This window comes from Streptomyces sp. PR69, assembly GCF_026420845.1.
Taxonomy (GTDB): Bacteria; Actinomycetota; Actinomycetes; order Streptomycetales; family Streptomycetaceae; genus Streptomyces.
Genome location: NZ_JAOWCB010000021.1, coordinates 80,611 through 104,225 on the forward strand (window position 1 = coordinate 80,611; position 23,615 = coordinate 104,225).

The window sequence follows — 23,615 nt, forward strand, 5'->3', positions numbered from 1 at the left end:
GACCGTGGACAATCTGATTGCGCTGCTGATCGCGGCGCCCCTGCTCGGAGCGGCGCTGCTGCTGTGCGGCGGACGGCGGCTCGACGGCGCCGGGCACTGGATCGGCACCGTGCTCGCCTTTGTGTCCTTTCTTCTCGGCACGGTGCTCTTCGCCGACATGCTGGGCAAGGCCGCGGACGACCGGACCGTACAGCAGCAGCTGTTCAGCTGGGTGCCCGTCGAGGGCTTCCAGGCGGACGTCGCCTTCCAGCTGGACCAGCTGTCGATGACATTCGTGCTGCTGATCACCGGCGTCGGCTCGCTCATCCATCTGTACTCCGTGGGATACATGGAGCACGACGAGCGCCGCCGCCGCTTCTTCGGCTATCTGAACCTCTTTCTCGCGGCCATGCTGCTGCTGGTCCTCGCCGACAACTATCTGCTGCTGTACGTCGGCTGGGAGGGCGTCGGCCTCGCCTCGTATCTGCTGATCGGCTTCTGGCAGCACAAGCCGAGCGCGGCGACGGCCGCCAAGAAGGCGTTTCTGGTCAACCGGGTCGGCGACATGGGCCTGTCGATCGCCGTCATGCTGATGTTCGCCACCTTCGGCACCTTCGCGTTCACCCCGGTGCTGGAGTCGACCGGCGAGACCAGCGAGGCCATGCTGACGGCCATCGGGCTGCTCCTGCTGCTGGCCGCCTGCGGCAAGTCCGCCCAGGTGCCGCTGCAGTCCTGGCTGGGGGACGCGATGGAGGGCCCCACTCCCGTCTCCGCCCTGATTCACGCGGCCACCATGGTGACCGCGGGCGTCTATCTGATCGTCCGCTCCGGCGCGATCTTCAACGCCGCGCCGGACGCACAGCTCGCGGTCGTGGTCGTCGGCGCGGTCACACTCCTCTTCGGTGCGATCGTCGGTTGCGCCAAGGACGACATCAAGAAGGCGCTGGCCGGCTCCACCATGTCGCAGATCGGCTATATGACCCTGGCGGCCGGGCTCGGCCCCATCGGCTACGCCTTCGCCATCATGCACCTGGTGACGCACGGCTTCTTCAAGGCCGGGCTGTTCCTCGGCGCCGGATCGGTCATGCACGGCATGAACGACGAAGTCGACATGAGGAAGTACGGCGGCCTCCGGAAGTATCTTCCGGTCACCTTTGTGACCTTCGGGCTCGGCTATCTCGCCATCATCGGCATGCCGCCGTTCTCCGGCTTCTTCTCCAAGGACAAGATCATCGAGGCGGCCTTCGCCCAGGAGGGCGCCCGGGCCTGGATCTTCGGAGGCGTCGCGCTGCTGGGCGCCGGCATCACCGCCTTCTATATGACCCGCGTGATGCTGATGACCTTCTTCGGCAAGCAGCGCTGGCAGCCTGACGCCGAGGGCAATGAGCCGCATCCGCACGAGGCGCCGCGCACCATGACCATCCCGATGATCCTGCTCGCTGTCGGCTCGGTCGGCGCGGGCGCGTTCCTCGGCGTCGGAGACCGGTTCGCCAACTGGCTCGCCCCCGTCACCGAATTCGAGCACCCCCACCCGGTGATCAGCGTGCCGGCCATCACCGCGTCCACCATCGCGGTGCTGCTGGTCGGCGCCGCCCTCGCCTATGTGATGTACGGCGCCCGGCCGGTGCCCGTCACCGCCCCGCGCGGCTCGCTGCTCACCCGGGCCGCCCGCCGGGATCTCCTTCAGGACGACTTCAACCATGTGGTCCTGGTCCGCGGGGGCGAGCATCTGACCCGCTCGCTCGTCTATGTCGACCACACCCTGGTCGACGGGGTGGTCAACGGCACGGCCGCCGGCTTCGGCGGTCTCTCCGGCCGGCTGCGCAAGCTGCAGAACGGCTACGCCCGCACCTATGCGGTCTCGATGTTCGGAGGTGCAGCGGTGCTGATCGCCGCGACCCTGCTGATGAGGGCGGTCTGACCATGTCCTTTCCCCTGCTGACGGCGACGGCGGCGCTCCCGGCGGCCGGCGCGATCGCCGTCGCCGCCGTCCCCGCCGCCCGCCGCACCGCGGCCAAATGGCTCGCGCTGCTCTTCTCCCTCGGCACGCTGGCGCTGGCCGTGACCGTGCTCGTACGGTTCGAGCCCGGCGGAGCGCGCTATCAGCTCACCGAATCCCACGCCTGGATCGCCGACTTCGGCGTCCGCTACGAGCTGGGAGTGGACGGCATCGGGGTGACGCTGCTGGCGCTCACCGCGCTGCTGGTGCCCTTTGTCATCCTGGCCGGCTGGCATGACGCCGACCCCCTCGCCGTGTCCGACGGCGGCCCCGCCGGGGGGAAGTCCTCCCGGTGGCGGCCCACCCAGGGCTTCTTCGCGCTGATCCTGATGGTCGAGGCGATGGTGATCCTCTCCTTCGAGGCCACCGACGTCTTCCTCTTCTACATCCTCTTCGAGGCCATGCTCATCCCGATGTACTTCCTCATCGGCGGCTTCGGAGACCGCGCCCATGCGCAGGGCGAGGAGGCGGCCGCCACCCAGCGGTCGTACGCGGCCGTGAAGTTCCTGCTCTACAACCTGGCCGGCGGGCTGATCATGCTGGCCGCCGTCATCGGGCTCCATGTCGTCGCCGGGAGCTTCTCGCTCACAGAGATCGCCGCGGCGCGGGCGAGCGGCGAGCTGGAGATGGCGACCACCACGGAGCGGCTGCTCTTCCTCGGGTTCTTCTTCGCCTTCGCGATCAAGGCCCCGCTGTGGCCGCTGCACACCTGGCTGCCCAACGCCATGGGCGAGGCGACCGCCCCCGTCGCCGTGCTGATCACGGCGGTCGTCGACAAGGTCGGCACCTTCGCGATGCTCCGCTTCTGCCTCCAGCTCTTTCCCGAGGCGTCGAAGTGGGCCACTCCGGTGATCATCGTGCTGTCGCTGATCAGCATCGTCTACGGCGCACTGCTCGCGGTCGGCCAGCGCGACATCAAGCGGCTGATCGCCTATGCCTCGATCTCCCACTTTGGCTTCATCATCCTCGGCATCTTCGCGATGACCAGCCAGGGTCAGTCCGGCGCGACGCTCTATATGGTCAACCACGGGATCTCGACGGCCGCGCTGATGCTGGTGGCCGGATTCCTGATCTCGCGGCGCGGCTCGCGCCTCATCGCCGACTACGGCGGAGTGCAGAAGGTGGCGCCGGTGCTCGCGGGCACCTTCCTGGTGGGCGGTCTGGCCACGCTGTCGCTGCCCGGGCTCGCGCCGTTCGTCAGTGAATTCCTGGTCCTGGTCGGCACATTCACCCGCTATCCGGCCGCCGGGATCATCGCCACCTTTGGCATCGTGCTGGCGGCCCTCTATGTCCTGGTGCTCTATCAGCGCACCATGACCGGCCCGGTCAAGGAGGAGGTGCGGTCCATGCCGGACCTCCGGGTACGTGAGCTGGCGGTGGTCGCCCCGCTGATCGCGCTGCTGATCTTCCTCGGCGTCTATCCGAAGCCGGTGACCGAGATCGTCAATCCGGCGGTGGAGCACACCATGTCCGATGTTCAGCGGCAGGACCCCCGGCCCGATGTGGAGGCAGCCAAGTGAGCACGTCAGCTGTCCACAGCCTGTGGACGACGGCGGCGCAGCAGCCGGTCGACTCGATCCCCGCGCCGCATATCGAGTACGCCCAGCTCACCCCCATGCTGATCGTCGTCGGCGCGGCGGTCCTCGGGGTGCTGGTGGAGGTGGTCGTCCCCCGTAAGGCCCGCTACCACTCGCAGCTGTTCCTCTCGGTCACGGCCCTGGCCGCCGCCTTTGCGGCGGTGGTCGGGCTGGCGGCCACCGGCCATGGCACGACCAAGGTGCAGATCGCGGCGATGGGTGCGATCGCGGTCGACGGGCCCGCGCTGTTCCTGCAGGGCACGATCCTGCTGGCCTCGCTGGTCTCCGTGTTCACCTTCGCCGAGCGCCGGCTCGACCCGCGGGCGCACGGCAAGCGGGTCGACTCCTTCGTCGCGCAGGCCGGTTCGGTGCCCGGCGGCGAGGGCGAGCAGGCCGCGGTGCGGGCCGGGTTCACCACCACCGAGGTGTTCCCGCTGATGCTGTTCGCCGTCACCGGCATGCTGGTCTTCCCGGCCGCCAACGACCTGCTGACGCTCTTCATCGCCCTGGAGGTCTTCTCCCTTCCGCTGTATCTGCTGTGCGCACTGGCCCGCCGCAAGCGGCTGATGTCGCAGGAGGCTGCGGTCAAGTACTTCCTGCTGGGTGCGTTCTCCTCCGCCTTCCTGCTCTTCGGGATCGCCCTGCTGTACGGGTACGCGGGCTCGGTGTCCTACGCGCGCATCGCGGAGGTCGTCGACGGCAGCGTCCGCACGATCGACCCGGCGCTCGCCCAGACCATGGGCAATGACGCGCTGCTGCTGGTCGGCGGCGCGATGCTGCTGATGGGCCTGCTGTTCAAGGTGGGCGCGGTGCCGTTCCATATGTGGACCCCGGACGTCTACCAGGGCGCGCCGACCCCGGTGACCGGCTTTATGGCCGCGGCCACCAAGGTCGCCGCTTTCGGTGCGCTGCTGCGCCTGCTGTATGTGGTGCTGCCCGGCCTGACCTGGGACTGGCGGCCGGTGCTGTGGGGCGTGGCGATCGTGACCATGCTGGGCGGCGCGATCGTGGCGATCACCCAGACCGACGTCAAGCGGCTGCTGGCCTACTCGTCCATCGCACACGCGGGCTTCATCCTGGCCGGTGTGATCGCGCTGACGCCCGACGGCATCTCCTCCGTGCTCTTCTATCTGGCCGCGTACTCCTTTGTGACGATCGGCGCGTTCGCCGTGGTGACGCTGGTGCGGGACGCGAGCGGCGAGGCGACGCATCTGTCCAAGTGGGCGGGGCTCGGGCGGCGTTCGCCGCTGGCGGCCGCGGTGTTCGCGGTGTTTCTGCTCGCCTTCGCCGGCATTCCGCTGACCAGCGGCTTCGCCGGCAAGTTCGCCGTCTTCAAGGCGGCGGCGGAGGGCGGTGCGGGGGCGCTGGTGGTGATCGGCGTGATCGCCTCGGCCATCGCGGCGTTCTTCTATATCCGGGTGATCGTGCTGATGTTCTTCAGCGAGCCCAGGCCGGAGGGCCCGACGGTCGCCGTCCCCTCACCGCTGACGATGACGACGATCGCGGTCGGCGTGGCGGTGACGGTGGTGCTGGGGGTGGCGCCGCAGTACTTCCTGGACCTGGCGGGTCAGGCGAGCGGCTTCGTGCGGTAGCTGTGGTGTTTCCCCCGCCTCCCCCTACGCCCTGGGGGCGTGGGGGACCCCCACTTCCCGTAACCGGGGGCTTAAGCCCCCAGCCCCCCTTCGGGGGGAGGGGCTGCGGGGCTGGCGCCCCGCGCCCCAGTGGGCGGCAGCTTCGCGCCGCCCGCGCCGGTACGGCCTTCGGCCGTGAACTCAAGCTCCGCCGGACGAAGTCCGGGAGTGCCCCCCGACGGGGCTGCATTGGCTGCGCCAATCCAGCCCCGTCGGCGTTTTGAGACCCGGCGCATTCGGCCCGGCTGGCGTCTGAGGCCCACATTCAGCCTCGTCGGCGTTTGAGGTGCAGGACCCGGCGCATTCGGCCCGGCCGACGTTGGCGGCCACATTCGGCCCCGCCGGCGATTGAGGCGCAGGGGCCGGAAAACCAGCCCCGCCGGCGATTGAGGCGCGGGGGTCTGGGGGCGGAGCCCCCAGTTATGGCTGAGCGCAGGTCAGGCCGCGGGCCGCACCCGGCCCGTGACCTCGCCCAGTCCCACCCGCGTACCGTCCGCCCCCGGCGCCCACGCCGTCATCGTGACCTCGTCGCCGTCCTCCAGGAACGTCCGCTTGCCCTCGGGAAGGTCAAGCGCGTCCCGGCCGTTCCAGGTCAGCTCCAGCAGCGAGCCCCGCTGGTGGACCTCGGGGCCGCTGACCGTGCCGGAGCCGAAGAGGTCGCCGGTGCGCAGCGACGCGCCGTTGACCGTCATATGGGCGAGCTGCTGCGCGGCCGTCCAGTACATCGTGGCGAACGGCGGCTCCGCGATCACATGGCCGTTGACCGCGACCGAGATCCGCAGGTCGTAGCCGCCGGGCTCGTCCTCCGCGGAGTCGTCGAGGTACGGCAGGACGGGCACGTCGCGGGCGGGCGGGGCGACCCGCGCCTCGTCCAGCGCCTCCAGGGGGGTGACCCACGCGGAGACGGAGGTGGCGAAGGACTTGCCGAGGAACGGCCCGAGCGGCACATACTCCCAGGCCTGGATGTCGCGGGCGGACCAGTCGTTCAGCAGGGACAGTCCGAAGACGTGGTCGCGGAAGTCCCCGAGCCCCACGGGGCGGCCCAGTTCGGAGGGCGTGCCGACGAGGAAGCCGACCTCCGCCTCGATGTCGAGCTTCACGGACGGGCCGAAGACGGGCGCGGCGTCGGCCGGGGTCTTGCGCTGGCCGGAGGGCCGCACCACATCCGTGCCGGAGACGACGACCGTCCCTGACCGGCCGTGGTAACCGATCGGCAGATGCTTCCAGTTGGGGGTGAGCGGCTCGCCGTCCGGGCGGAACATCCGGCCCACGTTGGCCGCGTGGTTCTCGCTCGCGTAGAAGTCGACGTAGTCCGCGACCTCGTAGGGCAGATGCATGGTGAGCGAGTCCAGCGGGTGCAGCAGCGGCTCGATCTGGGGCCGGTGCGCGGGCACGGTGACCCATGCGGTGATCGCCCGCCGTACGTCCCGCCATACGGTCCGCCCGGCAGCCAGCAGCGGGTTGAGGCTCGGCTGCGCCAACAGGGCGGCGTAAGGGGAGCCGAGGGCGTGCGCCGCGGCCCCGAGGTCGAGCGCATGGCGGCCGATGCGGACGCCGAGCCTGCGGCGCTCGGGTTCGCCGGCCGTGGTGAAGACGCCGTACGGGAGGTTGTGCGGGCCGAAGGGGTCGCCCTCGGGGAGATCGAGCGGGCTCTGCTGCGGGCTCTGCTCGGGCATCGGTGCTTGCCTCGCTTTCCACGGGTGTGGGGGCCACGTTACGTGGGGCGGCCAGGGGGCACGTAGAGGGACCGGGAGATCAGTTTTCCCGGCGCGGGATGTGCTTCTCCCAGGTCCGGTGGAAGACGATCTCCTCGCCGTCGCGGCAGACCAGCTCGTTGGAGACGAGGAAGTCGGTTTCGTCGCAGCCCAGTTCTGAGCGGGATTCCAGGCGTGCGTCCCAGGGCAGGTCGGGGCGGTGCAGCCGGATCGTCCAGTCGGACCGGGCGTGGGCCGACAGCGGGTCGTCCTCCTGGACGGTGTAGGTGTCAAGGACGTCCTCGGTGTATTCGAGCCCGTCGGGGTGGAGCCGGGTGCCGCTGAAGCGGGGGGCGAGCTCCAGCCGCCACTCGCCCTTGGCGACATCGCGGATCACCAGGCGCTCCGGCCGCTGTCCGTCGAGTGTGGCGGGCGAGCTGACGCCCAGCGGTTCGGACTGCTCCGGCTCCTCGAAGGCGATGGTGTCCTCGGTCGGGGTGCGTACGGGCAGCTCCAGACGGGAGCCGGAGGGTTCCAGGGTGAAGCCGGGGTCCTCGTGCGCGCCGGGGCTCTGCGGCCAGATCCACGGCCAGTACGCGGAGGAGACGGCCAGCCGGATGCGATGGCCGGGCGGGAAGGTGTGGCCGATGGCGCTCAGCTCGAAGGCCACGCTCTCGCTCGCGCCGGGCTGCCAGGCGTCGGCCCGGTCGTGGCCGTGGCGCGCGGCGAGATTGAGGACGCCCCGTGTGACCAGGGTGGACGCGCCGTCTGGCGCGACATCGCAGAGCCGGGCGGCCACCTGCCCGTAGGGGACGTCGAGCCGCAGCCGCAGGGTCACCCGCGGGCAGCCGAGGATCTCGACCGGGCCGTCCGCCTCGCTGACCGGGAAGTCGAAGCACGCGGAGTGCGCGTCCTCGGCCCGCTGGTCGGGCGGCAGATCCGCGTCATCGCCGAGCGGGAGGTACCGCCCGGCGTCCAGACCGGTGTGCTCCGGCGAGCGTACGAGCACGGGTGCGCCCGTCAGCCCGTATGTCACGGGGGCGAGGTGCGGCGACGGCCAGGCGGGCTCGCCGACCCAGCGTCCCGACAGCTCGGGGCAGACCGTCGCGGGCGGGTGGGAGCGGCTGATCCAGCAGCGCAGAAGCGGCTCGGACAGCACGTCGTTGTCCACGTCCTTGAGATGGCGGTCCCACCAGCGGAGCGTCTCCTGGAGGAAGCCGATCGACGGGCCCGGCGGTCTGCCCCGGTCGGGGTACTGGTGCGACCAGGGGCCGATGATGCCGCGCACCCGGTCGGGCGGCAGCAGCTCCACGAGCCGCAGCACCGCGTCCCGGTAGGGGTCGTGCCAGCCGCCGACCGCGAGCACCGCGGCTTCGATCGTGGCGCAGTCCTCGCGGACGCTGCTCTCGGTCCAGTAGGCGTCTCGGGTCTGGTGGGCCAGCCAGGTGTGGATCAGCGGTTCCAGGGCGTCGAGGCGCTTCAGCCACAGCTCCCGCCAGCCTTTCCCGGCGTATACGGGGTCCGGGGGGCGGGCGGCGAGGGCGAGCATCGCGGCGGAGCGGGCGTGCATGCCCTCTGCGAGCAGGGCGCCGCCCAGATAGTGCACATCGTTGTCGTACCGGTCGTCTCCGGTGCACACGGCCACTGCCGCCGCGAGCGGCTCGGGGGCGCGCGCGGCGATCCGCAGGGCCGTATAGCCGCCCCAGGAGATGCCGAACATGCCGACCCGTCCGCTGCACCAGGGCTGCGCCGCCAGCCAGTTGATCACTTCCACGCCGTCGGACGTCTCGGCAGGCGTGTACTCGTCGCCGGGCAGCCCCTCGCTGTTGCCGTGGCCGCGTACGTCGACGCGTACGGAGGCATAGCCGTGGCCCGCGTACCAGGGGTGGCGCTGCCAGTCGCGCGGTGCGGTCCAGTCGGTGAGCCGGTAGGGGACGTATTCGAGCAGTGCGGGGACCGGCTCGTCGGTCAGCGGCCGCCACACCCGCGCGTAGAGTCTCACCCCGTCCCGCAGTGGGATGCGGACGTCCTCGTGGACGGTCTCATAGGGGAAGTCGGTGCGGATGCGGCGCATGGGGATGACCTGCCTTCGCCCTGCCGTGCCCTGCGGGTGGGGTATTCGAACAAGCTCCGTACAAAGTTTCGAGAAGCCATGAAAAGCCTCGAAAGAGATAAAAAGACGGCGTATCTCCTGTTCCCGAACATACCGGCGGCGGCGGACGGCCGCCCACGGTGATCGAAACGCGACCGGATACGCTGACTTGAGTGAATCCAGCGACACATCGACAATCCGTGTGATCATCAGCAGACAGGAGACCCCCTCGTGACCGTCGTCGGGCCGTTCGGGCTGAGCGTGCGGGACCAGGCTCTTGAAGCCGATGTCCAGACCGGATTGGCGGCTGTCGAGGCGGGGCTGCTCGATGCCTGCAAGAGCGATGTGCCCTTCATCACGGAGGCGGCCCAGCATCTGGTGCGCGCCGGGGGCAAGCGCTTCCGCCCGCTGCTGGTGATGCTCGCCGCCCAGTTCGGCGACCCCTACGCGCCCGGCGTGGTGCCCTCGGCGGTCGTGGTCGAGCTGACCCACCTCGCCACGCTGTACCACGACGATGTGATGGACGAGGCAGAGGTGCGCCGCGGTGTGCCCAGCGCCAATGCCCGCTGGGGCAACTCGGTGGCCGTCCTCACGGGTGACTTTCTCTTCGCGCGCGCCTCACACATACTGGCCGATCTCGGCCCGGAGGCCGTGCGCATCCAGGCCGAGGCGTTCGAGCGGCTGGTCACGGGCCAGATCCTGGAGACCGCGGGACCGCGCGACGGCCGCGACCCGGTCGGGCACTACCTGGACGTCATCGGCGGCAAGACCGGTTCGCTGATCGCCGTCTCCGGCCGCTTCGGCGCGATGATGTCGGGCGCGGATGAGAGCGTCGTGGATGTGCTGACCCAGTACGGGGAACGGCTCGGCGTGGCCTTCCAGCTCGCCGACGACGTACTGGACATCGCCAGCGACTCGCATGAGTCGGGCAAGACGCCCGGCACGGATCTGCGCGAGGGGATCGCCACGCTGCCGGTGCTCCATCTGCGCGCACGGGCCGCGGCGCACGGGCGGGAAGAGGACCTGTCGCTGGTCGAGATGCTCGAAGGGGATCTCACGGACGACGCCAGGCACGCGGAGGCGCTGCGGCTGCTGCGCGCGCACCCGGCGCTGGAGCAGGCCCGCCGGGACACCGTGCGGTACGCGGAGGAGGCGCGGGCGATGCTCGCCCCGCTGCCCGACGGGTATGCCAAGGCGGCGCTCGCGGAGCTGTGCGACGCGGTGGTGCACCGCGCCGGCTGACGCCCCGACCCCTACTGGATGGGGGAGCTGTCAGGGTCCGCCGTCATACCGGAGCAGTACGCCAACTTGCTTCCGCGGTCTGACGCTTCCGCAGCACCGATTTGGTCAGATGAATACACCACTGCTGACCACTCAGACCGAATCGGGTGAGGGCACACCATGGCACCGAACGACAGCGCACAGACCGCCGAAGAGGCCGAGGACCTCACCGCGGGCCGCCGCAAGGCCGCCCGCTATCTCGTCCCGGTCGCGGTGGCCGGGGCCGCCGCGGCGACCATCGGGCTCGTCCCGGCACTCGCGGCGTCCGGCGACCCGGACCTGCCGAAGATCAGCGCACAGGAGCTGATCGAGAAGATGGCCGCATCGGACGCCGAGCAGTTTTCCGGGACCGTGAAGATCCGTACGGATCTGGGGCTCCCGGCGATCGCCGGGCTCTCGGACCTCGGCGGCCTGGCCGGCGCGGCGGGCGGGAACGGCTCGGGCCCCGGTTCGGGCCCCGGCTCGGCAGCCTCGCCCGAGGCGAAGCTGATGGAGCTGGCCACGGGCACGCACACCCTGCGGGTCGCCGCCGACGGCCCCGACCGGCAGCGGCTGACGATCGTCGACGGCGCGGACGAGTACAGCCTGATCCACGACGGCGAGGAGTTCTGGGCGTACGACAGCGCCGCGAAGGAGGCCGTGCACGGCACGGAGAAGAGGGCCGGTGCGGCCGCGGACGAGCCGGCGGAGCCCCTCCCGGACGACCTCCCCGCCACGCCCAGGGAGCTGGCCGACGAGGTGCTCAAGGCGGCGGACGAGACCACCTCCGTGACCGTCGGCGGCACGGCGCAGGTCGCCGGGCGCGACGCCTACCAGCTGGTGGTCAAGCCCAAGCAGGAGGGCTCGACGGTCGGCTCGGTCAAGATAGCCGTGGACGCGCAGAACGGCGTGCCGCTGAAGTTCACACTGATCCCGAGCAGCGGCGGCAAGGCCGCGATCGACGCCGGATTCACCAAGGTCGACTTCTCCAGGCCGGACGCCTCCGTCTTTGACTTCACCCCGCCGAAGGGGACGAAGGTGACCGAGGCCGACGAGCCCCAGCGGCGGCACGAGGGGACCGAAGAGCCGGGCGAGGGCGGCAAGCACGGGGAGAAGCCGGAAGCCCTGGAGGACTTCCAGGGCCTGAACGTCATCGGCGAGGGCTGGACCTCCATCGCCAGGATCGAGACGCCGGGCGGCGCGGCCCTGTCCGGGGCGGAGGGCGCCGAGGATCTGCCGCCGGAGGCCCGTGGGCTGCTGGACTCCTTCGGCGACAAGGTCGAGGGGAAGTTCGGCTCCGGCACCTTCTTCTCCACGCGGCTGGTCAACGCCCTGATGACGGAAGACGGCACGGTCTATGTCGGCGCGGTGACCAAGGACGCGCTGGTGAAGGCGGCCGGCGAAGCGAAGTGACGCCTTTGCGCAGCTGACGGAGGACTGCATGCGCGTGCCGCCGAGCACGCGCATGCAGTCTCCTGTGGGGGGTGGCGGTCTGCGGCCCCGGCCGGGCTCAGAAGGTCAGCCGGAAGCTGTCGATATAGCCGGTGTCATAGCGGGCCACGTCCTGGACGCGAAGCTGCCAGACGCCGTTCGCGGTCTCACTGGAGGCGTTCACCGTGTACGTCTCGATGACGTTGTCCGCCGAGTCGCCGCCGCTCGCGTTCTTCAGCCGGTACGCGCTGTTGTCCGGAGCCAGCAGATCGATGACCAGATCGCCGCGCCAGGTGTGCTTGATGTCCACGCCCACCCGGAGCGCGGAGGGCGCGTTGCCGGTGCGGCCGGTGACGGTGACGGAGGAGGTGACGGCGGCTCCGTAGTCCGGGATGGAGACGTCGGCGGTGTTCTCGTAGACGTCGCCGTCGGGCGGGGTGGTCGGCTCGGCGCCGAGCGTCCACACGGCGTGTGCGATGGCGTCGCTGTTGCGGTCCAGGGCGGTGTCGTCGATGTTCGAGGTCGTGTCGCAGGAGCGGTGGTAGCAGCGGTCGAAGGGCTGGCCCGCCGTGCCGCCCCACTTCGCCGCCTGGGCGCTGGATTTATAGCGGCCCGCTCCGGTGAACAGCCCGCCGACCGGGATGCCGGCGTTCTTGAAGTTGGCGTGGTCGGAGCGGCCGTCGCCCTCGGTCTCGATCTCGGTGGGGACGCCGATTCCGGCGAAGTAGTCCTTGAGCGTGGCTTCGAGGGCAGGGTCGTCGTCATAGACGAAGTAGCCGGGGTTCGGGGATCCGATCATATCGAAGTTGAGATACCCGGAGATCTTTGAACGCTCGCCGGACGGCAGGCTGTTGACGTAGTGCCGGGAGCCGACTAGCCCCACCTCCTCGGCGCCCCACCAGGCGAACCGCAGATGCTTCACCGGCTCCAGCTGGGCCCGGGAGACGGCGAGCGCGGTCTCCAGCACCCCCGCCGAGCCCGAGCCGTTGTCGTTGATGCCGGGTCCTGAGGAGGCCGAGTCGAGGTGGGCGCCCGCCATCAGGACGTCGTTCGGGTCGCCGCCCGGCCAGTCGGCGATCAGGTTGTAGCCGGTCGAGCCGTTGGAGCTGAACTGCTGCACGGTCGTGGTGTATCCGGCGGCGTCCAGCTTCGCCTTCGCGTAGTCGAGGGACGCCCGGTAGCCGGGGCGGCCGTGCGCGCGGTTGCCGCCGTTGGCGGAGGCGATCGACTGGAACTGCGTCAGATGCGCCTTGACGTTGGCCACGGGTATGTCGGGGGCGGCGGCCTGTGCGGCCGTGGCCGGTGCTGCCGTCGTGGGCGCGGCGGCGCCCAGCAGCCCGGCGAGGGCCAGTGCCGCGACGGCGGCGGTGCGTCTGGGGACGGAGAGACTCATGTGGGGGCTCCGGTATTCCGTACGGGGACAGGACGGAACGTGCGTGACGCCCGGGGACGGCGGTGTCCCAGAGCGCTGGAGCTAACGGCGCGCAGAGCGCGCAGACAATGGCCGGCTCGTGGGGCGGCTATTGGTGCGCGGCGTGTGCTGAATGGTCAGGGAGGTACTGACTCACCGTCAAGGGCGGAAACCGGTCAGTGATGTTCACATAGCGGACGGCTGATGGTCTGGATCGCGACCTCCGCCTCCCGTCGCCATGGGGCCGCCTCGCTGGTGCGCGATGGGCGGGAGCGTGCTCCGCTTCCATCAGGAGCACTGGCGGACGCCGCCGAGCGGGAGGCGGCGGCGTGCGCACTTCCGGCGCGTCATGGCCGAGGTGGTTCAGGCGCTGGGGGTCGACGCGGGGGCGTAGGGCGCCTATGCCCTGGCTTCCGCTTTCGCCTCCGCCGGGGCGGTGTGCGCCGCCGCCAGCCGCTCCGCCGCCGCGCGGTTGCGGCGCGCGGTGCGCAGGGCGTCCCAGGTCAGCACGGTGAGCGCCAGCCAGACGAGGGCGAAGCCCGCCCACCGCTCCGGCGGCATCGCCTCATGGAAGTACCAGACCCCGAGGAGGAACTGGAAGACCGGCGCCAGATACTGCAGCAGCCCCAGCGTGGAGAGCGGCACCCGGATCGCCGCCGCGCCGAAGCAGACCAGCGGCAGCGCCGTCACCAGGCCGGTCGCGGCGAGCAGGGAGGCGTGCACCGCGCCGTGTGCGCCGAATGACAGCGAGCCGTCCGCACCGAGCCAGAGCAGAAAGCCGAGCGCCGGGAGGAACTGGACGGCCGTCTCGGCGGCCAGCGACTCCAGCCCGCCGATGTTCACCCGCTTCTTGATCAGGCCGTAGCAGGCGAAGGAGAACGCCAGCACCAGGGAGATCCACGGCGGCCGGCCGTATCCGACCGCGAGCACCAGCACCGCCGCGAAGCCGATGGCGACCGCCGCCCACTGCGCCGGGCGCAGCCGCTCCTTCAGCAGCAGCACGCCCATGGCGATGGTGACCAGCGGGTTGATGAAGTAGCCGAGCGACGCCTCGACGACCTGGCCGGAGTTGACCGCCCAGATGTACACACCCCAGTTGACCGTGATCACGGTCGCGGCGAGGGTGAGGAGCCCCAGCTTGCGCGGGGCGTGGATCAGCTCGCGCGCCCAGCCCCAGCGCCGCAGCGCCAGCAGCGCCAGAGCGACGAAGACGAGGGACCAGACCATGCGGTGGGCGAGGATCTCCAGCGCCCCGGACGGCTTCAGCAGCGGCCAGAAGAGCGGGACCAGGCCCCACATGCCATAGGCCCCGATCCCGTACAGCAGTCCCGCCCGCTGCTCCCCCTGTGATGCCGTCGATATCTGTGCTGCCACCGGACCTCCCTGCACGCGCCAACCCTCGATGAAGGTACGCCGCGCACGGGCGGATGTCATGCATGTATCGGCATACGGTCATGACGTTCGTGCGACGGTCGCCGCCCGGGCACCGGGCGTACACGGGAAGCGGCAAGCGGCAGGCAGGAAGCACGGCAGAGGGGTGCGGGACCGGGTCCCGCACCCCTCTGCCTGACGTCGTCAGAAGGCCCTGGCGTCAGCCCACCACCGTCCAGGTGTCGCTCCCGGCGAGCAGCGCGGCCAGATCGCCCTTGCCGTTCTGCTCGATGGCCGAATCGAGCTGATCGGCCATCAGCGTGTCGTACACCGGCCGCCGCACGCTGCGCAGCACCCCGATGGGCGTGTGGTGCAGCGTGTCGGGGTCGGCGAGGCGGGAGAGCGCGAAGGCCGTGGTGGGGCTGGCGGCGTGCGCGTCATGGACGAGGATCCGCGACTCGTTCTCCGGTGTGACGGCGACGATGGCCAGATCGCCGGTCTCCGGGTCCCGGACGACGCCCTTCCCGCCGTCCGCGCCGAAGCGGATCGGCTGCCCGTGTTCCAGGCGGATGACCGCCTCCTGGGCCTGCTGCTTGTCCTTGAGGACCTCGAACGCGCCGTCGTTGAAGATATTGCAGTTCTGGTAGATCTCCACCAGCGCGGTGCCCTGGTGGTCGGCCGCCTGGCGCAGCACCTCGGTGAGGTGCTTGCGGTCGGAGTCGACGGTGCGGGCGACGAAGGAGGCCTCGGCGCCGAGCGCCAGCGACACGGGGTTGAAGGGGGCGTCCAGCGACCCCATCGGCGTCGACTTGGTGACCTTGCCCAGCTCGGAGGTGGGGCTGTACTGCCCCTTGGTCAGCCCGTAGATCCGGTTGTTGAAGAGCAGGATCTTGAGGTTGACGTTGCGCCGCAGGGCGTGGATCAGATGGTTGCCGCCGATGGAGAGCGCGTCGCCGTCACCGGTGACGACCCAGACGGACAGATCGCGGCGCGATGCGGCGAGCCCGGTCGCGATCGCGGGGGCGCGGCCGTGGATGGAGTGCATCCCGTAGGTGTTCATGTAGTACGGGAAGCGGGATGAGCAGCCGATTCCGGAGACGAAGACGATGTTCTCCTTCGCCAGGCCGAGTTCGGGCATAAAGCCCTGTACGGCGGCGAGGATCGCATAGTCGCCGCAGCCGGGGCACCAGCGGACCTCCTGGTCCGACTTGAAGTCCTTCATGGACTGCTTGGCCTCGGCCTTGGGCACCAGGGACAGCAGAGAAGACGCTGTCTCAGTCATTGATGGCCTCCTTGAGCGCCGAAGCGAGCTGCTCGGCCTTGAACGGCATGCCGTTGACCTGGTTGTAGCTGTGGGCGTCGACCAGATACTTCGCCCGGATCAGAGTGGCGAGCTGGCCGAGGTTCATCTCGGGGACGACCACCTTGCGGTAACGCCCGAGAACCTCCCCGAGATTCCCCGGGAACGGGTTGACATGGCGCAGATGGGCCTGCGCGATCGGCAGGCCCTCCTTGCGGAGCCGGCGCACCGCCGCGGTGATCGGGCCATAGGTGGACCCCCAGCCGAGCACCAGCGTCCGCGCGCCGTCCGGGTCGTCGACGGCGAGGTCGGGCACCTCGATGCCGTCGACCTTCGCCTGGCGGGTGCGCACCATGAAGTCGTGGTTGGCGGGGTCGTACGAGATATTGCCGGTGCCGTCCTGCTTCTCGATCCCGCCGATGCGGTGCTCAAGACCCGGCGTGCCGGGCACCGCCCAGGGGCGCGCCAGCGTCTGCGGGTCGCGCTTGTACGGCCAGAAGACCTCGGCGCCGTCCTCGGCGGTGTGGTTGGGGGCGGTGGCGAACTGCACCCGCAGATCGGGCAGCTCGTCGAGGTCGGGGATGCGCCAGGGCTCGGAGCCGTTGGCGAGGTAGCCGTCGGAGAGCAGGAACACCGGAGTCCGGTAGGCCAGCGCGATCCGGGCGGCCTCGATCGCCGCGTCGAAGCAGTCGGCCGGGGTGCGGGGCGCGACCACCGGCACCGGGGCCTCGCCGTTGCGCCCGTACATCGCCTGCAGCAGGTCCGCCTGCTCCGTCTTGGTGGGCAGGCCGGTCGAGGGCCCGCCGCGCTGGATGTCCACGATCAGCAGCGGCAGCTCCAGTGAGACCGCGAGCCCGATCGTCTCGGACTTCAGCGCCACGCCCGGCCCGGAGGTGGTCGTCACAGCCAGCGAGCCGCCGAAGGCCGCGCCGAGCGCGGCGCCGATCCCGGCGATCTCGTCCTCGGCCTGGAAGGTGCGCACGCCGAAGTTCTTGTGCTTGCTCAGTTCGTGCAGGATGTCGGAGGCCGGGGTGATCGGGTACGAGCCGAGGAAGAGCGGCAGGTCCGCCTGGCGGGACGCGGTGATCAGCCCGTAGGACAGGGCCAGATTCCCGGAGATATTGCGGTACGTGCCGGTGGGGAAGGCGGAGCCCGCCGGGGCGACCTCGTAGGAGACGGCGAAGTCCTCGGTCGTCTCGCCGAAGTTCCAGCCGGCGCGGAACGCGGCGATGTTCGCCTCCGCGATCTGCGGCTTCTTGGCGAACTTCGACCGCAGGAAGGACTCCGTGCCCTCCGTCGGGCGGTGGTACATCCACGACAGCAGCCCGAGCGCGAACATGTTCTTGCTCCGCTCGGCCTCCTTGCGGGAGAGCCCGAACTCCTTGAGCGCCTCGACCGTCAGCGTCGTCAGCGGCACCGGGTGCACGCGGTAGCCGTCCAGCGAGCCGTCTTCGAGGGGGGAGGTCTCATAGCCGACCTTGGCCATCGCCCGCTTGGCGAATTCATCCGTGTTGACGATCACCTCGCCGCCGCGCGGCACATCGCCGATATTCGCCTTGAGCGCGGCGGGATTCATCGCCACCAGCACGTTCGGGGCGTCGCCCGGGGTGAGGATGTCGTGGTCGGCGAAGTGCAGCTGGAACGACGACACACCGGGGAGCGTGCCGGCGGGGGCCCGGATCTCGGCCGGGAAGTTCGGCAGCGTGGAGAGATCGTTTCCAAAGGACGCGGTCTCCGAGGTGAACCTGTCTCCGGTGAGCTGCATGCCGTCGCCGGAGTCGCCGGCAAACCGGATGATCACCCGGTCCAGTCGGCGGACCTCCTTCTCACCGGCCTCGCCGGGCGGACGCTGCCCGCCCATGACCGTCTCGCCATCCGGACGGGACCGCGCCTTTTGGGCGTCGTCGGTCCTCTGCTCCGGGTCGTCGGTCTGCTCCGCTGGGCTACTGACCTGGCTGGTCACTGAACTGGACCTCCCTCGAGGCGGCTGCTCGGGCCCGGCCGGCCCACCGGCCGTGCCTGGGCCAACCCTACGTCGGTAAGGGTGCCCTTCCTCAGACCGCTCATATGCTGGACATCTTTTTGAGACGTCGTGTCGCCCTGGTTTGTCATGGTTGGCTCGCCCCCCGGGTGGCTACGGCCCTTCTGGAAAAGACGCTCCCTGCTCATTCTTCGGTTGTAGGGCTGACGGCTGACTTGTGGCTGACTTGACACCTGACAGGATGTCAGTCGGTCAGGAATTCAAGTAGGTGAGCACGGCCAGTACACGCCGGTGATCCCCGTCACTGGGGGACAGGCCGAGCTTGAGGAAGATATTGCTGACGTGCTTCTCCACCGCGCCGTCGCTGACGACCAGCTGCCGGGCGATCGCGGAGTTCGTCCGGCCCTCGGCCATCAGACCGAGGACCTCCCGCTCGCGGGGTGTGAGACCGGCCAGCACGTCCTGTTTGCGGCTCCGGCCGAGCAGCTGGGCCACCACCTCGGGGTCGAGGGCGGTGCCGCCGCCCGCCACCCGGACGACGGCGTCCACGAACTCGCGGACCTCGGCGACCCGGTCCTTGAGGAGATAGCCGACGCCCCGGCTGTTGCCGGCGATCAGCTCGGTGGCGTACTCCTCCTCGACGTACTGGGACAGCACCAGCACCCCGATGCCGGGGTGATCCCGGCGCAGCCGCACTGCCGCGCGCACGCCCTCGTCGGTGTGCGTGGGCGGCATCCGCACATCGGCCACGACGACGTCCGGCAGCGCGTCCTGGGCGGCGAGGTCGCCCACGGTCTTGATCAGCGCGTCCGCGTCGCCGACGCCGGCCACGACATCGTGCCCGCGGTCGGTGAGCAGCCGGGTGAGCCCCTCCCGGAGCAGCACGGAATCCTCGGCGATGACCACGCGCACCCTGTCCCGGTCCTCCACGACGCCCTGCCCCCTGTGTCCCTGGTGTCTCTGTGTGGCTGTCTGCTTGCCGTGTGCTTGTTCTCCGGCGTCCGGCGTGTCTGCCGGTCTGCCGGGTCTGCCTGACAAGCATCCCAGGTCGGGGGCGGGAGCGGGCGTCTTTGCGGGGCGGGGCGGCGGTACGGGACGTTCCGCCGGCTGTTCTGCTCCTCGGGTCTGTTCTTCGGGTCTGTTCTCCGGGCGGGCGGCTGGCCGTCGGGCCGGAGGGGCGGTCAGCCGCTGCGCCAGGGGAGCTCGGCGGTGACGGAGGTGGGGCCGCCGCGGGGCGAGTCCACGACCAGGACGCCGTCGACCGCGTCCAGCCGGTCCGCGAGCCCCGCCAGCCCTGTGCCGCCGTCGGTCCGCGCGCCGCCCCGTCCGTCGTCCTGGACCTGGAGCATCAGCCGGTCGCCGGCCCGCCATACGTCCACCGAGGCGCGGGAGGCCCGGGCGTGCTTGCTGACGTTCTGCAGCAGCTCGGAGACGGTGAAGTAGGCGATGCCCTCGATCGCGGGCGCGGGCCTGGCCGGCAGATCCACCTCCACGGTCACCGGCACGGTGCAGCGGGAGGCGACGGCGGACAGTGCGGCGTCCAGGCCGCGGTCGGTCAGTACGGCGGGGTGGATGCCGCGGGCCAGGTCGCGCAGCTCCTGAAGGGCGGTCTTCACTTCGCCGTGGGCCTCGTCGACCATGCGGGCGGCGGCCTGCGGGTCGTCGAGGAGTTTCTCCTTGGCGAGGCCGAGGTCCATGGCGAGGGCGACGAGGCGGGCCTGTGCGCCGTCGTGGAGGTCGCGTTCGATCCGGCGCAGATCGGCGGCGGCGGTGTCGACGACGACTCCCCGGTCCGACTCCAGCTCGACGACGCGGCTGTCCAGCCGGGAGGGACCGAGCAGCCCGGCCACCAGCAGCCGGTCGACCGTCGTGAGCCCCCGGATGATCCAGGGGGTGACCAGGACGAGCAGCAGCCCGACGGCGGAGACGACGCCGATCTCGAACGGGGTGTCGGCGTAGAGCTGCCGCCCCCGCGAATCGCCGAAGAGCGCGATGCCAGGCTGGTCCAGATAGCGCGGGAACACCCACTGCCACAGCGGGTACGCCAGCGCCGCCCAGCCGTACAGCCAGAACGTCACCGAGACGCAGAACGCGAACACCGCCCAGGGGAAGTGCAGCAGCGCGTAGAGCAGATGCCGCCAGGAGGCCCCGCTCTTCAGGACCGCGCCCACCCATGCCATAAGGCCGCTCCGGGCGGGCCGCAGCGGCGCCGGATCGGCCACCTCGGCCCGCAGCAGCGCCCGCGCCCGCGCCCGCTCCACCGCACCGAGCGCCCGGCACCCGGCGAGTCCCGCGGCGAGAATCGGCACCCCGAGAAACGTGATCAGCAGGCCGGCGCCCAGGGACACCGCCGTCACCGCGAACACAAAGAACACGACGCTCACCGGCAGCCCCACCAGCAGATACCCGAACTCCCGCCACGTCCGCCCCTCAAGCGGCGCCCGGACGGCGGCCGGCAGCGCGTGCCTGCGGGGCGGGGCGGGTGCGGCGGGGTACGGGTGCATGGGCTCAGCTCTCCTCATGCCCACCAGCCTGCGGGGCGCGGGCGTCGGTCACCATGAGGGGTCTCTCCGTCTTGGGCGGGGGTTTTCCCCACCCCGGAAGCTGGGGGAGGTGGCTGGGGGAGTTTGAGGCGCGGGGACCCGCACAATCCAGCCTCGCCGGCGATTGAGGCGCGGGGGCGCGGGGGCGGAGCCCCCGGAAACGGGGTCTGGGGCGGAGCCCCAGGACCCCCGTATCGTCACCCACCCGCCTCGCGCGAGCGCCACGGCAGCTCCGCCGTCACCACCGTCGGCCCGCCCTCCGGCGAGTCGAGGACGAACAGCCCGTCCACCGCCCCCAGCCGCTCCGCGAGCCCCGCCATCCCCGTACCGCCGTCGATCCGCGCCCCGCCCTGGCCGTCGTCCTGGACCTGGAGCATCAGCCGGTCCCCGGCCCGCCATACGTCCACCGACGCCCGCGTGGCCCGCGCGTGCTTGCTGACGTTCTGCAGCAGCTCGGAGACCGTGAAGTAGGCGATGCCCTCGATCGCCTCCGCCGGCCGCTGGTCCAGATCGACCGTCACCCGCACCGCCGCCGTACACCGCGACGCCACCGCCGACAGTGCGGCGTCCAGGCCGCGGTCGGTCAGTACGGCGGGGTGGATGCCGCGGGCCAGGTCGCGCAGCTCCTGGAGCGCCAGCTTCACCTCGCCGTGGGCCTCGTCCACCATGGCCGCCGCGGCGTCCGGGTCGTCGAGGAGTTTCTCCTTGGCGAGGCCGAGGCCCATGGCGAGGGCGACGAGGCGGGCCTGTGCGCCGTCGTGGAGGTCGCGTTCGATCCGGCGCAGATCGGCGGCGGCGGTGTCGACGACGACGCCCCGGTCCGACTCCAGCTCCGCGATCCGCCGCTCCAGCTCGTCGGAGGGGCCGAGCAGCCCGCGCACCATCGCCCGGTCGAGGTCGGCCATGCCGCGCACCAGGAACGGCAGCACAGGCCACAGCACGAACAGGCCGGTCAGCGTGACGCTGAACGTCAGCACCCCCCACGGCAGCCGGATGAGGCAGTACAGGACGCTCCGCCAGCCCACCGGGTCCTTCAGCCGCAGCCACATCCAGGGAAGGAAGCCGCCCTTGCGCGGCAGCACGCCGAGACCGCTCGGTTCGTCGATCCGCACCCCCAGCAGCGCCCGCGACCGGGCGCGCTCCGCCCAGCCGACCAGCCGCGCCCCGGCGAGGCCGAGCGCCAGCCACGGCAGGCCGACCACCGTCACCGACAGCCCGACGCCGGTGAAAATCATGAACGCCACGTAAATAAATCCGATGAGCGCCATCGGCAGATTCGCCAGCTGATGCGCGATTTCCCGCCAGGTGCCGCCGTCGTAGGCAAGGCGGGCGGGCGGCGGCCGGTCAGGGTCGGGGACGGCAGTCTGCGCGGTCATACCCGACAGCATCCAAGGCCGGATCCGGGGCGCACCATGGGGTACATGGGGTGGGGGCGGGTGGGGATAACCCCACCCGTGTGTGAGACGCCTGCTTACGGTCTCTTTAGCAGGGCCTAGACTCCCGTGCGTACAGATCGTCGAACAGAGTGCCATCGAGGTCAGGGAGCGAGGGGCTGACGTGCCGGAACCGACCGTGTCGACCGTGCTCGCGGCGGAGTACTTCCAGAGCTACTCGGTCGTGGGGCTGCTTGCGCTCATCGGCGTGCTGTTCGTCGCCGTGGCCTTCGGCGCGGGGCGGCTGCTGCGGCCCGTCGTGCCCACGCGGGAGAAGCTGCTGACGTACGAGTGCGGCGTCGACCCGGTGGGGGAGGGCTGGGCCCACACCCAGGTCCGCTACTACGTCTACTCGTTTCTGTATGTGATCTTCGCCGTTGACTCGATCTTCCTCTTCCCCTGGTCGACCGTCTTCGCCGCCGCCGGATACGGTGCGACGACGCTGGTGGAGATGTTCATCTTCCTCGGCTTCCTGGCCGTGGGACTGCTCTACGCGTACAAGAAGGGGGTCCTGACATGGACGTGACCCCGACCCCCGTCGACCTGCCCGACCCCGGGCCGGCTCCCGCCGCAGGCAGGGGACGGCTCGGCGCGCTCGCCCGGCTGGCCCCCGAGCCGATGAAGGTGGTCCTGAACTGGGGCCGCCGCTACAGCCTGTGGGTGTTCAACTTCGGCCTCGCCTGCTGCGCCATCGAGTTCATCGCGGCGTCGATGGCCCGCCATGACTTCATCCGCCTCGGCGTGATCCCCTTCGCGCCCGGGCCGCGTCAGGCCGATCTGATGATCGTCTCCGGCACCGTGACGGACAAGATGGCCCCGGCCGTGAAGCGGCTGTACGAGCAGATGCCCGAGCCGAAATACGTCATCTCCTTCGGCGCCTGCTCGAACTGCGGCGGCCCCTACTGGGACTCGTACTCCGTCACCAAGGGCGTCGACCAGATCATCCCGGTCGATGTGTACGTGCCCGGCTGCCCGCCCCGTCCCGAGGCGCTCCTCCAGGGCATCCTCAAGCTCCAGGAGAAGATCGCCCGCGAGTCGCTCGGCGAGCGGTACGGCCATGGCTCCGGCGGGCGGGCCTCCGTGGGCGAGCTGCGCAGCGGCCTGGTCACCCCGCCCACGCCCACGCCGACGTCCACGCCGACGTCCACGCCGACGTCCACGCCGACGTCCACGCCGACGTCCACGCCGACGTCCACGCCGACGTCGACGCCGTCCACCGGGGCCTCGGGGGAGGAGGCGCGGTGAACGGCTACGACCGGCTCCCCGACGCCGTCGCCGAGATCTTCGGCGAAGAGGCCACGGCCGAGCACACCTACGACCTGCTGACCGTCGACGTCCCCGCGGGCTCCTGGATCTCCGCCCTTGAGACCGCCCGGGACGAGCTGGGCTGCACCTACTTCGACTGGCTGAGCGCCGTTGACGAGCCGGGCGCCGGCTTCCGGATCTGCGCCCATGTCGCCTCCGTCGAGGGCGGCGCGGTGCGCCGTCTCCTGGTGCGGACGACCGTGCCTCACGAGTCACCCGAGCTGCCGACGGCGGTCGGCGTCTACGCGGGCGCGGCCTGGCACGAGCGGGAGACGCACGAGATGTTCGGCGTGGTGTTCACCGGCCATCCGCATCTGGCGCCGCTGCTGCTCCCCGAAGGCTTCGAGGGGCACCCGCTGCGCAAGGACTTCGTGCTGGCGGCGCGGGTGGCGAAGGCCTGGCCGGGAGCCAAGGAGCCGGGGGAGCCCGCGGCGGGCGCAGCGCACGGCGGGCCCAAGCGCCGTCAGATGCTGCCGCCCGGCGTGCCCGACCCGAACGAGTGGGGTCCCCTCAAGGGGCAGCTCCCCCCGGCCCCGGCGCGCCCCGCCCGTGCCGCGCGCGCCGCGGGCGAACGCCCTCCGCGCCGCACCCGCACCGCGGGCGAAGGC

Annotated in this window: 17 protein-coding genes; 8 read left to right on the forward strand and 9 right to left on the reverse strand. The window is 70.8% G+C overall.

The features are described from left to right. The first annotated feature begins 4 nt into the window (after positions 1 to 4). From nuoL to nuoN, 3 genes are read left to right on the forward strand one after another with little or no spacing between them, the layout of a single operon-like run. Positions 5 to 1,900 carry an NADH-quinone oxidoreductase subunit L gene (gene nuoL, locus OF819_RS20215; protein WP_267245003.1) on the forward strand — a complete coding sequence of 632 codons (1,896 nt, stop codon included), beginning with the start codon at positions 5 to 7 and terminating at the stop codon, positions 1,898 to 1,900. Positions 1,901 to 1,902: 2 nt separating this feature from the next. Next, positions 1,903 to 3,498, forward strand: coding sequence for an NADH-quinone oxidoreductase subunit M (locus OF819_RS20220; RefSeq protein ID WP_267245004.1), 1,596 nt, complete (start codon positions 1,903 to 1,905; stop codon positions 3,496 to 3,498). Continuing rightward, positions 3,495 to 5,147 (forward strand): NADH-quinone oxidoreductase subunit NuoN, encoded by a 1,653-nt coding sequence (nuoN, locus tag OF819_RS20225; RefSeq protein ID WP_267245005.1) that lies wholly within the window; start codon positions 3,495 to 3,497, stop codon positions 5,145 to 5,147. The genes OF819_RS20220 and nuoN overlap by 4 nt, the downstream gene beginning before the upstream one ends. A gap of 476 nt (positions 5,148 to 5,623) precedes the next feature. Here the strand turns inward: nuoN and fahA are convergent, their stop codons facing one another. Further along, complete coding sequence (fahA, locus tag OF819_RS20230; protein ID WP_267245006.1) at positions 5,624 to 6,862, reverse strand: fumarylacetoacetase; 1,239 nt, start codon at positions 6,860 to 6,862, stop codon at positions 5,624 to 5,626. A gap of 79 nt (positions 6,863 to 6,941) precedes the next feature. Beyond that, positions 6,942 to 8,954, reverse strand: a complete 2,013-nt coding sequence (locus tag OF819_RS20235) for a CocE/NonD family hydrolase (RefSeq protein ID WP_267245007.1) — start codon at positions 8,952 to 8,954, stop codon at positions 6,942 to 6,944. Between the two features lie 249 nt (positions 8,955 to 9,203). Between OF819_RS20235 and OF819_RS20240 the strand changes: the two genes are divergently transcribed. Then, on the forward strand, positions 9,204 to 10,214 hold the full coding sequence (locus OF819_RS20240; RefSeq protein WP_267245008.1) for a polyprenyl synthetase family protein: 1,011 nt from the start codon (positions 9,204 to 9,206) through the stop codon (positions 10,212 to 10,214). A 159-nt stretch (positions 10,215 to 10,373) separates the two neighbouring features. Then, positions 10,374 to 11,645: a LolA family protein gene (locus tag OF819_RS20245; protein ID WP_267245009.1), complete on the forward strand. Its 1,272-nt coding sequence runs from the start codon at positions 10,374 to 10,376 to the stop codon at positions 11,643 to 11,645. A gap of 97 nt (positions 11,646 to 11,742) precedes the next feature. On the opposite strand, the gene OF819_RS20250 is transcribed toward OF819_RS20245, so the two are convergent. The 7 genes from OF819_RS20250 to OF819_RS20280 form a co-directional block, all read right to left on the reverse strand. After that, positions 11,743 to 13,056 carry a M28 family metallopeptidase gene (locus OF819_RS20250; protein WP_267245010.1) on the reverse strand — a complete coding sequence of 438 codons (1,314 nt, stop codon included), beginning with the start codon at positions 13,054 to 13,056 and terminating at the stop codon, positions 11,743 to 11,745. Between the two features lie 417 nt (positions 13,057 to 13,473). Continuing rightward, the gene (gene rarD / locus OF819_RS20255) at positions 13,474 to 14,448 is read right to left on the reverse strand and encodes an EamA family transporter RarD (protein ID WP_267245011.1); all 975 of its coding nucleotides are present in this window, start codon (positions 14,446 to 14,448) and stop codon (positions 13,474 to 13,476) included. Between the two features lie 217 nt (positions 14,449 to 14,665). Next, positions 14,666 to 15,727, reverse strand: a complete 1,062-nt coding sequence (locus OF819_RS20260) for a 2-oxoacid:ferredoxin oxidoreductase subunit beta (protein WP_267245012.1) — start codon at positions 15,725 to 15,727, stop codon at positions 14,666 to 14,668. Further along, positions 15,720 to 17,708 (reverse strand): 2-oxoacid:acceptor oxidoreductase subunit alpha, encoded by a 1,989-nt coding sequence (locus OF819_RS20265; protein ID WP_416370580.1) that lies wholly within the window; start codon positions 17,706 to 17,708, stop codon positions 15,720 to 15,722. Before OF819_RS20265 ends, OF819_RS20260 begins: the two co-directional genes overlap by 8 nt. Positions 17,709 to 17,978: 270 nt before the next feature. Beyond that, positions 17,979 to 18,638, reverse strand: a complete 660-nt coding sequence (locus OF819_RS20270; RefSeq protein WP_267245024.1) for a response regulator transcription factor — start codon at positions 18,636 to 18,638, stop codon at positions 17,979 to 17,981. Between the two features lie 269 nt (positions 18,639 to 18,907). Beyond that, a complete protein-coding gene (locus tag OF819_RS20275) occupies positions 18,908 to 20,230 on the reverse strand; it encodes a sensor histidine kinase (RefSeq protein WP_267245013.1) in 1,323 nt (440 codons plus the stop codon). Between the two features lie 236 nt (positions 20,231 to 20,466). Further along, positions 20,467 to 21,645, reverse strand: coding sequence for a sensor histidine kinase (locus tag OF819_RS20280; RefSeq protein WP_267245014.1), 1,179 nt, complete (start codon positions 21,643 to 21,645; stop codon positions 20,467 to 20,469). Between the two features lie 181 nt (positions 21,646 to 21,826). On the opposite strand from OF819_RS20280, the gene OF819_RS20285 reads away from it, so the two are divergent. The 3 genes from OF819_RS20285 to OF819_RS20295 form a co-directional block, all read left to right on the forward strand. Then, on the forward strand, positions 21,827 to 22,228 hold the full coding sequence (locus OF819_RS20285; RefSeq protein WP_267245015.1) for an NADH-quinone oxidoreductase subunit A: 402 nt from the start codon (positions 21,827 to 21,829) through the stop codon (positions 22,226 to 22,228). Then, positions 22,219 to 22,947: an NADH-quinone oxidoreductase subunit B gene (locus tag OF819_RS20290; RefSeq protein ID WP_267245016.1), complete on the forward strand. Its 729-nt coding sequence runs from the start codon at positions 22,219 to 22,221 to the stop codon at positions 22,945 to 22,947. Before OF819_RS20285 ends, OF819_RS20290 begins: the two co-directional genes overlap by 10 nt. After that, a partial coding sequence (locus OF819_RS20295) for an NADH-quinone oxidoreductase subunit C (protein WP_267245017.1) occupies positions 22,944 to 23,615 on the forward strand: 672 nt, incomplete at its 3' end. The genes OF819_RS20290 and OF819_RS20295, both read left to right, overlap by 4 nt.